Below are 14,315 nucleotides of genomic sequence, written 5' to 3' on the forward strand. Positions count from 1 at the left end.
CGGTTCAGGTGGGGTCGCCGGGGCGCTCGGTGGTGGCCTCCCCACTGGTGATGGCAACGTCAACCTGCGGCAGTTCGGCGCTGGCATTCCCGGCCCTGGACGATTTCGAACTGGCTTTCTTCTTCCCTCTGGCCTTGCCACTGGCGGTCTTGGGTGCAGCAGCCTGCGACTGCGACGGCTGTATCTGAGCTGAGTGTGCCTGAACCGGCTGGTCTGGGGTCGTCTGGGCCGGAAGGACCTGGGACTGCAGTTCGGTAAGCGGCGCTTGCTCCGGCAGTGGTCTCAAGATCAGGCCACTGTTGGGAGCAAGATTGAGCAGCAAGCGGTGGGTCTGGCCGTGGTCGCCGCCCTCGAAGGCGAAGAGATCGCCCTGCTGGGTACCGAAGCCGCCGTACTCGCCCGCGTCGGTGTCCAGCAGCACCTGATAGTGCCCGCCCTGCGGCACGCCCACCGGATAGTTCTCGCGGTACACCGGGGTCATGTTGAGGACCACCAGCAGCCAGTCGTTGCTGCCGGGATCGCGGCGAAGGTAGCTGTAGGTGCTCGCGTCGGCGTCATCGGCGTTGATCCACAGCAGTCCTTCCGGGTCGTGGTCGCCCGCGTGCAGCGCCGGGTATTCGCGGTAAAGCCGGTTGAGTTCGCGCACCAGCAGCATGACGCCCCGGTGGTCGCGCTGGTCGGTGAGAAACCAGGGCAGCTCGATGTTCTCGTTCCACTCGGTGTCCTGGGCAAATTCCTGACCCATGAACAGCAGCTTCTTGCCGGGCGTGGTCCACATGTAGGCGTAAAAAGCGCGCAGCCCGGCCATCTGGGCATACTGATCGCCGGGCATCTTGCGCAGCAGACTCTTCTTGCCGTGAACCACCTCATCGTGCGACAGGGCCAGCACGAACTTCTCGGAGGTGCGGTAGACGTTGAAAAACGTCAGCTTGTGGTGGACATATTTGCGGTAAATCGGGTCCTGCTGAATATAGTCGAGCGAGTCGTTCATCCAGCCCATCGCCCATTTGTAATGAAAGCCGAGGCCGAAGGGAGCCGGGGTGGTGACGGCCGCAAAATTGGTGCTTTCCTCGGCGATCATGACGGCACCCGGCACCCGGTGGGCCACCACGTCGTTGAGACGCTTGAGAAAGGCGACGGCCTCCAGGTTCTCGTTGCCACCGTAAATGTTCGGCACCCAGTCGGTGCGCGAAAAATCCAGATACAGCATCGAGGCCACCGCGTCTACCCGCAGGCCGTCGATGTGGTATTCCTCCAGCCACTTGAGGGCCGAGCCAATCAGGAACATCACGACCTCGTTGCGTCCGTAGTCGAAAATGTAGGTGTTCCAGTCGAGGTGGAACCCCTTGCGCGGATCGGCGTACTCGAAGAGCGGCCCGCCGTCGAAATGGGCCAGACCATGCTCGTCGGTGGGGAAGTGGCCCGGCACCCAGTCGAGCAGCACCCCGATGCCGCGCGAGTGCAGATGATCCATGAAATACTTGAAGTCGTCGGGCGTGCCGAAGCGGCTGGTGGGCGCGTAATAGCCGGTCACCTGGTAGCCCCACGAGCCGTCGAAAGGATGCTCCATGACGCCCATCAGTTCGACATGGGTGTAGCCGAGCCAGTCCACGTAATCGGCCAGGCGGTGCGCCAGATCACGGTAATTCATGTACCAGTTGCCCAGGCCGCGCGCCCACGACCCCAGATGCACCTCGTAGATGCTGATCGGCTGCTTGGCGCTGGGATCGCGCCGAGCCAGCCAGTCGCCGTCGTTCCAGACGTGGCTGCTCTGCCAGACGATGCTGGCGGTGGCGGGGCGCAGTTCCGAGAGTTGCATGTACGGATCGGCCTTCTGAACAGTGCGCCCGTCCTGGCCGGTGATGTTGTACTTGTAGGCGTGCCCGGCGCGGGCCTGCGGCACGAAGAGGCCCCAGAAGCCGAAGTCGAGACGCTCCATCGGGTGCCCGAAGCCGTTCCAGTAATTGAAATCGCCCACCACACTGACATGCTGGGCATTGGGGGCCCACACCGCGAATCTGACGCCCTCCACCCCGTTCTGGGTGGTGACGTGTGCGCCCAGCAGTTGGTCGGGCCGCACCAGATCGGCAGTGGCCAGCTTCTGAAGCAGGTCGTAATTGAGCGGCAGTGGATCGTTCATCCTGACAGTTTACCGTCAGGTTGCCGCCGGGTCGGGCGCTGCCAGGGCCAGAGCGGCCCGAGGACGGGTCTGTAAAGGCTAGCTAAAGTCAGACTCCACGACGTTTTGCCGGAAGCGGGCGAGCAGCGCCAGTCCCAGCGCTCCACTCTTTTCCGGGTGAAACTGGGTGGCGTGGATGTTGCCCCGGCTGATCACCGACCAGAAGGGCACACCGTACTCGGTGACGGCCCCGGCGTCCACCGGCACCTCAGCAGGCACGTAGTAGCTGTGGACGAAGTAAGCGTAGCCCGCTGATCCCTCGCCGCCCGTCAGGCCGCGCAGCAGCGGCGAGTCGCCCACCGGCTGCAAGCTGTTCCAGCCCATCTGCGGCACCTTGTGGCCCGGCTGCGCGGTGAAGCGCCGCACCCTACCGGGAATGAGTCCCAGGCCGGAGACGCCCGGCGCTTCCTCGGAGCCTTCAAAGAGCATCTGCATGCCCACGCAGATGCCCAGTAGCGGCGTGCCGGACGCCACCGCCGAGAGTAGCGGTTCACGAAAGCCGCTCTCGTCAAACGCCTCCATCACCTGCCGGAAGTGCCCCTGCCCCGGCACCACGATTCCGGCGGCTCCGGCCAGATCGGCGGGAGTGCCCGTCACTTTGACCGTCATGCCCGCCCGCACCAGGGCTTTTTCGGCGCTGCGGAGATTGCCCGCGCCGTAGTCAAGAAGGAGAACGTCCAGGTCAGGCGGCGGGGTCACAGCGCGCCCTTGGTGCTCGGCAGATCGGCACTCGTCACCGCCACCGCGTCGCGCAGGGCACGGGCGAACGCCTTCATGATCGCCTCGATGACGTGGTGCGCTTCCCGGCCCGCGAGCAGGCGCACGTGCAGGGTCACGCCGCCGTGGTTACAGAATCCACGCAGAAATTCGCGCAGATGATAGTGGGTAAAGTCGCCCGCCGATCCCCACACGTCGAGCGTTTCCGGCTCGAAGGCCAGGTGGGCGCGGCCCGAGAGATCGACCACCACATGCGCCAGGGTCTCGTCCATCGGTACGAAGGCGCTGCCGTAGCGCTCGATGCCTTTTCTGTCGCCCAGTGCCTGACTGAGCGCCTGTCCCAGCGTGATGCCGGTATCCTCAATGAGGTGGTGCGGCTCGATGTGTAGATCGCCCGTGGCCTGCACCGTCAGGCCCAGCCGTCCGTGACGCGAGAGCTGTTCGAGCATGTGGTCGAAAAAGCCGTGCCCGCTGGCGAGCGCTGCGCCGGGCGTGTCGAGGTCAAGTTCCACTCGAATGTCGGTCTCTAAGGTCTGACGGTGAACGGTGGCGGATCGGGTCATGCCGGAAGTCTAGAGGCTGGTGGACAGCCTATCCAAGGATGGGCCTGAGTTTAGTCAGTAACAGAACGCAGGCGGCGACGAAGTGGAAGCCGATCAAGGTCGAGGACAGCCGTTCCAGATCACGCCCCAATCGACGAAAGCGCGACAACCACGCCAGCGAACGTTCCACCACCCATCGTTTCGGCAGCAAGACAAATCCCCGTGAAGCGTCCGGACGCTTCACGACGATCAACTCAATATTGCTTTTGCGCGCCGCATTCTGCGCTTGTTCTCCGGTGTAGCCCTGATCGGCAAATACGACCTCCAGCATCCCACCTGTGAGCTCCTGGGCGCTGTGACACAGCGCCTCTACCTGCGCGCGATCCTGTTCGTTGGCCGGCGACGTGGTCAAGGTCAACAGGTGACCCAGCGTATCCACCGCCAGATGGACCTTGGTACCCTTGCGCTTCTTCGCTCCATCGAACCCGGCACGGTGACCACTTTCCGGGGTGCTTTGCAACGTGCGGCTGTCGATGATGATCGCCGTCGGCTCGCCGGCACGTTGCTGTTGAACGCGACTGAGCATCCGTCAGTCGTGTACGGCGTTCTCAAAGCACCCCGCTTCGAACCACCGCTTCGCCTGACTGCGGACCACTTCTGCTGGTGGAAGATCGTGCGGCAGAAATGCCCATTGCGCCCCCGTTCGACTCATCCACAACAACGCATTCAAGACCTCTCGCAGCGGAAATTTCCGCTGCGGGGCATCCTCAGGGGTTAAGGCCAGGTACGGCAATAAAAAGTGGTACGTCTCGTCATCTACATCACTTGGGTACGCACGGCGATCCATCCGTCCAGTTTGCCAGCGACAAAATCATCCCGTCAAACTTCGATTCCCTCTCAACCAGCCTCTAGGTCCAGCCGCGCCGGGGGATGGTGGGGCGGGCTGGACGGGTATGAACAAAGTCTTGTCCTGAAGAGAGCAGATGACCCGGTAGACTGCGGCCATGACCCGCCTCACCGGCAAGACCACCAGGCGTCGCAGGCCGCTGCTGTGGCTGCTGGCGCTGGCGCTGATCGGCACTGCCTGCACCGCCGTCTTCACGACGCAGCTCACCGACACGCCCTCGGCGGCGCTCAAGGCAGGCCAGGAGCTGCTGAGCAAAAAGACGGTGCTGGCCATCGTCGCCCACCCGGACGACCTGGAATGGTACATCGGCGGCACACTGCGGCGGCTGGCTGACAACGGAGCGAATGTGCAGGTGGTCGTCGCCACCGACGGCGAGAAGGGACCGAACCGCACCAGGTCGCCGGATCTGGCCACTACCCGCCGCGCCGAGCAGGCCGCCGCCGGAACAATCAACGGCTATACCCACATCACTTCGCTGGCCCTGCCCGACCGGGGCGTGGCCAAAGACCCCCGCTTTCTGCCGGAAATCGAGCGCATCTACGATGAGGTCAGACCCGACGCCGTGTTCGTCTTCGACCCCACTTATCCGTCGCTGCCTTATTTGCACGTCGATCATCAGGGATCGGCACGCGAGTTTCTGAAGTTCTGGCACACGCTGGGCGCGGGCAAACCGCCCGTCTACCTGTTCCAGACCCGGCGGCCCGACGCGGCGGTGGACATCAGCGGCGTCATTGACACCAAGGTGCGGGCCCTCGCGCAGCACGTCAGCCAGAACGGCGGCAGCGGCGACAATATGCGGGGCTTTTTCGCCGGAGCGGGCGAGTCGGTGGGCGTGGGCTCCGCCGAACTGTTCCGGGTGCTCAGAAAGTAGTTTTCTTCCTGGCGGTCCGATCAGCGCGAGCGGCAACATTGGCCGCCACCGCCGCGCCGATGAGCCGCTTGAAGGCCACCTCGTCAATTTCTTCTGCCTCGCGCAGATCAATAGCCCGCCGCGTCCCGCCGGTTAAGCTGGCATTGAAGAGCCGCTCCGGATCGGCAATGGCGGCCCCGCGAAAAAAAGTGAGCTTCACGGCCTGCTGGTACACTTCGCCCGTACAGACGCCGCCTTCATGCGACCAGACCGGGATGCCAGGAGAGGTCGGCTTCTCCCATTTCCACTCCTCCTGCATCTCGGGATCGGTCTCAAAAATGAGCTGCCGGACGCGGGCCAGTGTCTCCCCTCTCCAGTCTGGCAGCGCCGCAATCCGTTCGGTAATTTTGGCGGAAACAGTTTCAGCATCTGCGTTGCCCGTCGGCTTCATGGCCTCTCCTGTGCTGCTACTGACTGAACACTAGAACTTATGAAAGCGGAATAGCCCGCCCCTTCAAAAAGAAGAGGACGGGCCAGAAATCGCATTTTTGAATTTCAGTCCAGAATGCGCTTGAGGTGCAGGTAGATCTCGTACCAGTCACCCTTGTCGCGTGGGCGTTTGCCGCGCAGCTCGATGCGGGCCAGGGTCCGCACCCAGTCAGGCGTGATCTGAGCACCAAGGGTGGGATCGGCCACCAGATCGGCCAGTCCCTTGGGCATGGCTCCTTCGGTGTTCTGTCCGTAGAACTCGACCCCTTCGAGCAGGTCGTGCACCGTGATGTTGTAGGCCCCCGCCAGCGTCTGGAGGGTATCCAGGCTGGGGTTGGTGCGTCCGCGCTCAAGGTCGGACAGGTAGGGCACGCTGATGCTGGCCGTCTCCGCCACGTCTTTGAGGCGCAGCCCGCGCTCGCTGCGTAACTCGCGCAATCGTTCGTGTAATTTCATGCTTCACCTCCCGGTGTGGTAAGAGCCAGCCTCGCCCAGAAGAATCGCCCCGCAACTGCTGGCGCTGGGTTCAGCCGAAGGGTGACTTGAGTTGCTCTGGCTCAGGATGCGGCCCTGCCGATACCTTCTGGTATTTACAGAATTTCGCACCCTCAAGGTGGAGTGTAGCACCGCGCCCGAATCCGGTCAAGACAGAATGGAGCAGGCCAAGTTCTTGAAGAGGCGAGCCGAGTACGCTAATATCGTAATCAAGAGCAGCGTTCTGAGCTTGCCTTCACCCGGAGGACCCTATGCGCGCCATTGACGATATTGCCCTGAGCTTGCGGCTCGGCCAGCTTCACCCCACCTCCGTCCTCAATACCCTGATCGCCGCCGAGAACGAGGGTGGCCTCGGCGCAGTGCGCCAGCTTGAGCGCCACCTGACCCGCAGTGCCGACGCCCTCAGCGAGCGCCAGCACCCCCACAGCAAGCTGGCCCAGATCTGGCTGAGCGCCACCCGCGCCTACCTGGTGGCGCAGACCGAGCAGAAACGGGCGGTGTAAAACTCAGTCCATAGGGTTCAGGCCGCTCAGGTCCAGCCGAGCCAGGCCAGCACCTCCGTGCCCAGCTCACCAATCGTCCGGCCATCGGTGCCGAAGCGCTGAACCCAGACGGGCGTCTGCCGATCAAGTTCGGCGGCCCGCTTGCTGCTTTTTTCAACATGCGTCTCTAGCCCCGCGCCGATTTCCCGCCCCTGTAACCTGGCCCGCGCCGTGTCGTCCGAGGCGGTCAGCAGCGCGGCCACGACCAGCGGATCGTCGCCCAGTGCCCTCGCCAGATCAGCGCTCTGCAGCACGCTGACGGTATTGGTGTAGATCAGCCGCCGGTAGCCGAGGGCACGGTAATTCTGCCAGATGGCCTTCAGGTTCTGTTCGGCCAGGCCATGGTCCCAGGGTGGCGGATACGCCAGATCGAGGTTGTCGCCCTCGATGACGGCGTGCTTGACCCGCTTCACCGAGAGCTGATGGTGCAGCTCGGCGGCGAGGCTGGTCTTCCCCACCCCGGCGCGGCCACCGATCAGCAGTACCTCGCTGCGTTGCGGGGTCGACTCAGGCCTCAAAGCCGTAGATGTCTCCATACTTCTCGTGCAGGTACTTCACGTAGGCGTCAGCACTCAATGGCTGCCCGGTGGCGTCCTGCACGATCTGGCCGGGCGTGCGGCGGCGGCCATACTGATGCACGTTGACGCGCAGCCATTCGCGCAGTGGGGCGTAGTCGGCCCGCTCGATTCCGGCGGCGATCTCGGGCACCCGGCGGGCGGCGTCGAGCAGTTGCACGCTCAGCAGATTGCCGAGGCTGTAGGTCGGGAAGTAGCCGATCAGGCCCGCCGACCAGTGAACGTCTTGCAACACGCCCTCGGCATCATCCGGCGGGGTCAGACCCAGGTATTCCTGCATCTTGGCATTCCAGGCGGCGGGCAACCCGGCCACACTCAGCTCGCCGTCCAGCAGCGCCAGTTCCAGCTCGAAGCGCAGCATGATGTGGAAGTTGTAGGTCACCTCGTCGGCCTCCACCCGAATGAGGCTCGGCTGAACGCGGTTGACGGCGCGGTAAATGGATTCGGCGTCCTGCCCGGCGGCCACCTCCGGCGCGGCTCCGGCGAGCCCGCCGAAGTAACGCTGCCAGAAGGCCCGTGAGCGGCCCAGCAGATTCTCGAACATCCGCGACTGACTTTCGTGAACGCCCAGGCTGGCTCCGCGCGACAGCGGTGTGCGCTCCAGTTCGCGGCCCACCCCATGCTCGTACATGGCGTGCCCGGTCTCGTGCCAGGTCCCGAAGAGGCTCATCGGGAAGTACTGCTCATCGAAGCGGGTGGTGATCCGCAGATCGTCGGTGCTGAAATTGGTCTGGAAGGGGTGGGCCGATACGTCGAGCCGCGAGAAGCTGGGCTGCAATCCGAACGCCTCCCGCGCCACCTTGAGCGAGAACTCCCGCTGCGCCGCCGCCGGAAAGGGGCGCGTCAGCACGCCGTAATCGGCCGCGTCACCCGCCGCCACGATTTTTCTGAGAAGCGGCAGGGTCCGCTCACGCAGGTCGGCAAAGATCTGGCGCACCTGGGCGGTCTTCATGCCGGGTTCGTAGTCGTCGAGCAGGGCGTCGTAGGGGTGCGCGTCGTGGCCGACCAGTTCGGCGTAGCGGCGGGTCAGATCAAGCACCCGCGTCAGGTACGGCGCGAAGTGGGCGAAGTCGTTTTCGGCCCGCGCCTTGATCCAGGCGTGGTGGGCATCGTTTTTGGCCTGGGCCAGCTCCTCCACGAAGGCGGTCGGCAGCTTGGTGGCCTTGTCGTAATCGCGCCGCGTCACCCGCAAGAGGTCGGCGTCGAATTCACTTGGCCCGGCCTGGGCCTCGGCGGCTTCCAGCAGGTGTTGCGTTTCCGCCGCCGTGAAAAGCTGGTGGGTCAGCCCGGCCAGCGACGCCATCTGAAGGCCGCGCACCCGCGCCGCGTCCGGCGGCATCTGGGTTTCCTGATCCCAGGACATCATGCCCTGCGCTGCGGCAAGGTCGCTGATCAAGTTGAGGCGGCGCTTGAGGTCGTCAAGAGAGCTGACGGTGCTGGCTGAAGAACCCATCTGATCAAACGTCATACCGTTTAAGCTAGCACCGGACCAAAAGCTGAATAGGAAGTGGCCCGGCTCAGCCAAATGGCCTCGATTGGCGCTCAGTCAATGCCCATGGGAAAACGTTCTCCCACAAGCCCATTCCCGAGCACCGCTCTCACTGCCATCTCTCCCGCGCTTCTCCCACCTCGCCGGTCAGCAGGGGCCGCACCTCGCCTACCAGATACAGGCTGCCGCACACCACGCTCAGGCCCGGCGGCAACGAGTTGAGCGCCTCAGCAGGTGTATCGGCAATCTGAGTCGGGACGCTGAAGAGACGGGCGAGCATTTGCGGGTCGGCGGCACGTGGGCTGAGCCGGGCGCGCGTCAAAATCACTTTGCTGGCAAACGGTTCCAACGCAGCCACGACCCCGGCGAGGTCCTTGTCACCCGCCGCGCCGAAGATGACGGGCACCTGGCCGACCCCCAGCTCACGCAGCGCCGCGCCCAGTGCCTGCGCGCCGTCGGGGTTGTGCGCCCCGTCGAGCAGCACTTCGCGCCCGTGCCAAGCCAGCTTTTCCAGACGACCCGGCCAGCGCACCCCCGCCGCACCCGCTCGAATGGCCGCTGAGTCCAGACCCAGCCTCTGGGCCGCCAGCCCGGCCAGCCCAGCGTTCCTCGCACCGTGCGCGCCCAGCAGCGGCGTCTGGAAGGTGACGTTTCCGGCAGGACTCTCCAGCGTGATGTCAGCACCCTGCCAGCCCCGCGAGACGACTTCGAGGCGTGCCTCGCGGCCCAGCGCCCACACGTCGGCCCCGGTCCGCTCCAGAATCGGCAGCAGCTCCGGCACGATGCCCGTCACAGCAGGCCCGCCCGGACGCAGAATACCCGCCTTCTCGGCAGCGATCAGCTCCAGGGTACCGCCCAGAATCTCGGTGTGGTCGAGCGCCACCCCGGTCACGACGCTCAGCACTGGATCGAGCGCATTGGTGGCGTCCAACCGTCCGCCCAGACCGACTTCCATAACGGCCACCTCAGCCCCGACCTCGGCAAAGAGTCGGCAGGCCAGCGCCACCACGATCTCGAAAAAGGTCGCGCCCAATGCCTCGGCCTGCGGGCGAATCCGGTTGAGGGCGGCGCTCACCGTTTCCAACGGCACTTCCTGACCGCTCACCACAAAGCGCTCGGCGAAGCGGGTGAGGTGCGGGCTGGTAAACAGGGCCGCCCGCTCACCCGATGCCCCCAGCATGGCCGCGAGCGTCGACGCCGTGCTGCCCTTGCCGTTGGTGCCGCCCACCAGCACGGTCCGGAAGGCCCGTTGCGGATCGCCCAGGGCATGCAGAAGGTCCTGCACCCGGCCCAGACCAGGGTGAATGCCGAAGCGCTGGCGGGCATAGAGCCAGTCGAGATTGGTCATCCTGGCAGCGGGCAGGCGCTCAGTCGGCAAAGTGGGCTTCGAGGGCCGGAACGATCTGTTTCTTGCGGCTGATCAGGTGGCCCAGATCGGCGACATTGTCCTGCGTCCCGGCCCCAAAGGCGGCCCGTACCACCTCGGCCTCGTGCTCCGACACGATCAGGGTGCGGTTGGTCTCGTTCAAGATATCCACCACGCTCAGCAGAATGCCGCCGAGACCCGCAGCAGCTTTCTCAGCCTGCATGGCACTGAGCAGTTCGGACTGCCGCCCGAAAACATAGGCGGGATTGGTCGTCTCGACGACTCCCAACCCCCAGGTCTGCGTGCCGAAGGGAAAGACCTTGTAGTCCATTTTCAGCAGCTTGTCTGCGGCAATATCACCGAGGTTACTCTTGGCCGCGAACATCTGCATGGCGTAGCCCGCCACGTCATCAATGCCCGCGATGGGCGCGAGAAATGCCGCTGCGTCCCTGTCGGCGTCGGTGGTGGTGGGGCTGCGAAAGTGCAGGGTATCCGAGAGAACGGCGCTCAGCATCAGCCGGGCGTCCACCGGTTCGATAGACAGCCCCGCCTCGCGGTGGAGCTTGAGCAGCAGCGTGGCGGTGCAGCCCAGTGGCTCGAAGCGCAGGAGAGCGGGCTGGCTGGTCGTCAGGTCGCCGAGCTTGTGGTGGTCCACGACGTACCGCACGTCCAGGTCAATCAAATTAGGCAGGCTCTGGGCCGATTCGTTGTGGTCCACCAGCGCCACCGGGCTGCCCGCCGCCAGACTGGAGAGCAGCTCAGGAGCGTCCAGGCCCACTTCACGCAGCACGTAGGCAGTTTCCAGGTTGAGGTCGCCCAGGCGGTAGGCAGTGGCTGGGGTGCCGGTGCGAGAGAGCAGGTGGGCGTAGACCAGCGCCGCCGTGACCGCGTCGGTATCGGGATTGAGGTGACCGAAGACAGAAATCATGCCCAGTAGTGTAGAGCTTTGCGTGCCGGGGTAAGGCCTACGCGTCACAGCGTAAGCCAACACAAAAAAACACCCCCGCACAGGGCGGGGATGCTCGGGGGTGAAGCTCGCTGCGCTTGGAGAGAAGCTTAGAAGCCGACCTTGTAGGTGATCTTGAAGGTCGAGCCCTTGGCTGCCTGGCCGTTGGGCAGGGCGACCTGGTTGCCGTTGGTGTCGACGGCACTCAGGTTGTAGAGGCCGTAGGCGAACGACAGGTCGTAGTAGTTGCCTTCCACGTACAGACCGTTCTGGTTGATGGTGGTGCCGGTGTTCTGGTCACCGTAGGAGCCCGCCGTGTTGTCGGTGCTGTTGGTCCAGGGGGTATAGGCGCGGTTCTTGGCGTTGAGGCCCGCGTAGTAGACGGCCAGCTGGCCGGTGGGCAGCAGGAAGTCGTGGAGCTTGATTCCGGCGCGGTAGCTCAGGCCCGACACGTCGTAGTCGCCGTTGGCGGTGCTGGTACCGGAGTAGTTGCGGCTGAGGTAGCCGACCTGGCCTTCGACGCTGGGCTTGAAGATGGTGTCGAGGGTGTCGGTGCTGACCTTGGCTCCGGCAGCAATGGTGCGGACGTCAGCCACAGTCGGCTCACTGCCCTGATCGAAACCAGTGCTGTTGTACAGCGCCTTGATGTTGGCGTTGAGGAAGCCGAGCTTGGCGTTGTACAGACCGTCGGCGTAGAGGGCCGAGCCGCTGTAGCTGCTGGTGGCGTTGCGGTAGCGGGCGGCGTAGCCGAAGCGCAGGGTCAGGTTCTTGACCAGGGCGGTGGGCAGCGCGCCGTCATGCATGATTTCCGCGCCGTACTCGCTGTAGCAGGTCGCATCCGAGAAGGCGGCCAGGCTGAAGGTCAGTGCGCCGCCGACAGCGTCGGTATCAGTCAGGCCCGTACCGGGGTGCTGGGCACCGCAGCCGCTCTGATTGGTAAGGGTGTTGCCAGCGAGCATGTAGTAAGCACCGTAACGGCTGTTGGCAAACAGGGTGGAGGTGTCGCCTGCAGCGTCATAGGCCAGCACATCGTTCTGGGCGCGGTTGCCGCTGAGCGACAAATCACGGTAGAACGCGCCAATGGAGAGACCCAGGCCCGGCGTCACGTCGGCGCGCACCCCGTAGCGGGTGCCGTCGCCCTTGACCGAGTTGCTCACGTCCGCCGACTGTGCGCCAGCGTAGAGGCCGTAGTAGCCGCCGCGCACGGTGACCAGGTTCAGCAGGTTGACCTTGGCGGTCACGCCGAAGTCCACGATGCCGTTGGCGTCTTTCTGGCCCAGGCTGCCGCCCTCGATGGTCTGGGTGTTGTAGTACCCACCCACTGCCACCGGGCCGAGCGCGCCGCCGACTTCCGCGCCTGCGCCGACCTGGCCGGGCGTCGGGTCCTGAGCAACATACACGCCGTTGGACAGATAAGTCGCCGCGCGGTCACCCCGGTTGTAGGGCGTGGTGCTGCCGTTCGTGGTGTCACCGGGGTTGGCCTCGGAGATCGCGGCGTACTTGTCGTAGCCCGCGCCGATGCTGCGGTAGTTGAGGTCGTACACGCGGACCGGACCCACCGCGCCGCTGGCCTTGCCGTAGAAGGCAGTCGCAGTCCGCTGGGTGGTGGAGTTGTCGGTGGGGGTGCCCGTCACGGTGCTGCGGGCGTACTCGCTGTCAATCTGGAAGCCGAACAGTCCGCCGTGGGCGTCCGCACCGTAGGCGACGACGTTCTGCACGCCATTGATGGCCAGCTGGGTGCCGACGGTATCCCGGCCTTCCTGGGCATAGTTCAGGCCCAGCTTGAGGGTACCAATCGGGGTGATCTCGGCGCGCACGCCACGGTAGTAGCGGTAATCGCCGTTGGCTCCGGTGGTAGCGTGAACGTTGGCTCCAGTCGCGTCGTACGTCAGGTTGCTGCTGCCGTAGATGGCCTTGATGATCGGCTTGAACGCGCCCAGTACCGGCAGGTTGCTGCCGTCCACCGTCACCGCATAGCCGTCGCCACGCCCATCGAGATTGTTGTCGAAAATGTAATCGCTGAACTTGGTCTTGAGGCTGCGGCCAAAGTCCACCGTTACGGGGCTGTTGCCCACCGTGAAGACCGCCGTGCCGTTCTTGAAGTAGAAGAACAGCGGCTCGTAGGTGTAGCCGTTGGAATCGGTGATGGCCGGGTAGTGGGCCAGGTCAGAAGCGGTCTGGGTACCGGTCAGTGAGGGGTTGGCGGTGATGCCGAACTGGACATCCACCGACTTGATGGTCACGCCGCCCGCGCTGGTGAGGTAAGCGCCGGTGTTGGCACTGGTGCCGCTGCTGAAGGCACCCTTGTTGCTGAAGTCAATGCCGAAGTCGAGGGTGGTTGCACCCTCGCTGTTGACCGCCTGGGTGCCAACTTCAACTGGCGTGCCTGCCTGGGTAAAGCCCAGGGCCGTGTCAGCCGCCGAGATGGTATAGGCGGGCTGAGTCCCACGCGCCGCCGTGTAAGTCACCGTTTTGTTGGTATTGGCGGTGGGGTTGGTCAAGACCACAGCATAGGTGTAGGTATCCGTCGAGAAGCCGTACAGACCGTTGGCGTTATTGACCACCTTCGTCTGATTGTTGCCCAGATCCACGTAGTCCACCGGGGTGTCGGTGGTGGCACTGTCGCCGTCGTCGCCGGTGCTGAACTTGGTGCCGGGAAAGAGACGGTCAATATCCATTTCGCGGTCAGCGCGGGCCACGAAGTAGGTGGCGGTGAGGGTAGGCTTGATGCTGAAGGCGTTCTTCTCCAGCGCGCTGATGCGGTTGCCAAAATCGGTGATCTTGGTTTCCGTGACCGCCACGCGGCCCACCAGGTTGTCGAAGTCGGCACGCTGAACGAAGTCAGCCTGGGCCGCCTCGATGGCGCTGGCGCGGTCTTGCAGGTTCAGGATGTCCTGGTTCAGCAAGACGGTCAGGTCGTTGAGGGCCGCGATGCTGCTGGCGTTGTCGTCCACGTCGGCGCGCAGCGTGTCGTAGTTGGCCTGGAGATCATCGGCACGGGTGGTGAAATCGCTGATCTGGCCTTGCAGGTCGGCAATCGCGCTTCCGTTGGTGGCGATATCGTCAGTGTTGGTCGACACCTGATCCTGCACGGTCGAAACCTGGTCTTGCAGGTCGGCCTGGGTCTGCTCGTTGGCCGAGTTGTCGAACGGCGCGGGGGCGGCGGTGTCGGTCGGCGCGGGCGTCATGCTGCCGAGTTGCTCAACGCGCTGCTCCAG

At 64.4% G+C, this 14,315-nt stretch carries 12 protein-coding genes and 1 pseudogene (1 of these 13 cut by a window edge); 2 read left to right on the forward strand and 11 right to left on the reverse strand.

Annotated features, from left to right (window positions below):
- Nucleotides 1-4: 4 nt before the first annotated feature.
- From glgB to N0D28_RS14005, 4 genes and pseudogenes are all read right to left on the reverse strand, one after another.
- A complete protein-coding gene (glgB, locus tag N0D28_RS13990; protein ID WP_260560103.1) occupies nt 5-2,140 on the reverse strand; it encodes a 1,4-alpha-glucan branching protein GlgB in 2,136 nt (711 codons plus the stop codon).
- A 78-nt stretch (nt 2,141-2,218) separates the two neighbouring features.
- Complete coding sequence (gene hisH / locus N0D28_RS13995; protein ID WP_260560104.1) at nt 2,219-2,878, reverse strand: imidazole glycerol phosphate synthase subunit HisH; 660 nt, start codon at nt 2,876-2,878, stop codon at nt 2,219-2,221.
- Entirely contained in the window at nt 2,875-3,459 is a 585-nt protein-coding gene (gene hisB, locus N0D28_RS14000; RefSeq protein ID WP_260560105.1) for an imidazoleglycerol-phosphate dehydratase HisB, read from the reverse strand. Before hisB ends, hisH begins: the two co-directional genes overlap by 4 nt.
- Nucleotides 3,460-3,487: 28 nt before the next feature.
- Nucleotides 3,488-4,285: pseudogene (locus N0D28_RS14005) on the reverse strand (IS5 family transposase).
- Nucleotides 4,286-4,442: 157 nt separating this feature from the next.
- Here N0D28_RS14005 and N0D28_RS14010 point away from each other — a divergent pair.
- Entirely contained in the window at nt 4,443-5,216 is a 774-nt protein-coding gene (locus N0D28_RS14010) for a PIG-L deacetylase family protein (RefSeq protein ID WP_260560106.1), read from the forward strand.
- Here the strand turns inward: N0D28_RS14010 and N0D28_RS14015 are convergent.
- Nucleotides 5,206-5,646, reverse strand: coding sequence for a DUF1801 domain-containing protein (locus N0D28_RS14015; RefSeq protein ID WP_260560107.1), 441 nt, complete (start codon nt 5,644-5,646; stop codon nt 5,206-5,208). The genes N0D28_RS14010 and N0D28_RS14015 overlap by 11 nt on opposite strands.
- A 104-nt stretch (nt 5,647-5,750) precedes the next feature.
- On the reverse strand, nt 5,751-6,140 hold the full coding sequence (locus N0D28_RS14020) for a helix-turn-helix domain-containing protein (RefSeq protein WP_260560108.1): 390 nt from the start codon (nt 6,138-6,140) through the stop codon (nt 5,751-5,753).
- 290 nt (nt 6,141-6,430) lie between these two features.
- Between N0D28_RS14020 and N0D28_RS14025 the strand changes: the two genes are divergently transcribed.
- Nucleotides 6,431-6,682 (forward strand): hypothetical protein, encoded by a 252-nt coding sequence (locus N0D28_RS14025; protein ID WP_260560109.1) that lies wholly within the window; start codon nt 6,431-6,433, stop codon nt 6,680-6,682.
- Nucleotides 6,683-6,708: 26 nt separating this feature from the next.
- On the opposite strand, the gene N0D28_RS14030 is transcribed toward N0D28_RS14025, so the two are convergent.
- From N0D28_RS14030 to N0D28_RS14050, 5 genes are all read right to left on the reverse strand, one after another.
- The gene (locus N0D28_RS14030) at nt 6,709-7,239 is read right to left on the reverse strand and encodes a hypothetical protein (protein ID WP_260560110.1); all 531 of its coding nucleotides are present in this window, start codon (nt 7,237-7,239) and stop codon (nt 6,709-6,711) included.
- The gene (locus N0D28_RS14035; RefSeq protein ID WP_260560111.1) at nt 7,229-8,764 is read right to left on the reverse strand and encodes a carboxypeptidase M32; all 1,536 of its coding nucleotides are present in this window, start codon (nt 8,762-8,764) and stop codon (nt 7,229-7,231) included. The genes N0D28_RS14030 and N0D28_RS14035 overlap by 11 nt, the downstream gene beginning before the upstream one ends.
- 130 nt (nt 8,765-8,894) lie before the next feature.
- Complete coding sequence (locus N0D28_RS14040; RefSeq protein ID WP_260561914.1) at nt 8,895-10,133, reverse strand: bifunctional folylpolyglutamate synthase/dihydrofolate synthase; 1,239 nt, start codon at nt 10,131-10,133, stop codon at nt 8,895-8,897.
- A 19-nt stretch (nt 10,134-10,152) separates the two neighbouring features.
- Nucleotides 10,153-11,079: a manganese-dependent inorganic pyrophosphatase gene (locus N0D28_RS14045; RefSeq protein ID WP_260560112.1), complete on the reverse strand. Its 927-nt coding sequence runs from the start codon at nt 11,077-11,079 to the stop codon at nt 10,153-10,155.
- Nucleotides 11,080-11,207: 128 nt separating this feature from the next.
- Nucleotides 11,208-14,315, reverse strand: the 3' portion of a protein-coding gene (locus N0D28_RS14050) for a coiled-coil domain-containing protein (RefSeq protein ID WP_260560113.1). Its footprint extends 405 nt past the window's final position; the window shows 3,108 of its 3,513 coding nt (coding positions 406-3,513); its start codon lies beyond the right edge, outside the window; its stop codon occupies nt 11,208-11,210.

The organism is Deinococcus rubellus (genome assembly GCF_025244745.1).
Classification (GTDB): Bacteria; Deinococcota; Deinococci; order Deinococcales; family Deinococcaceae; genus Deinococcus; species Deinococcus rubellus.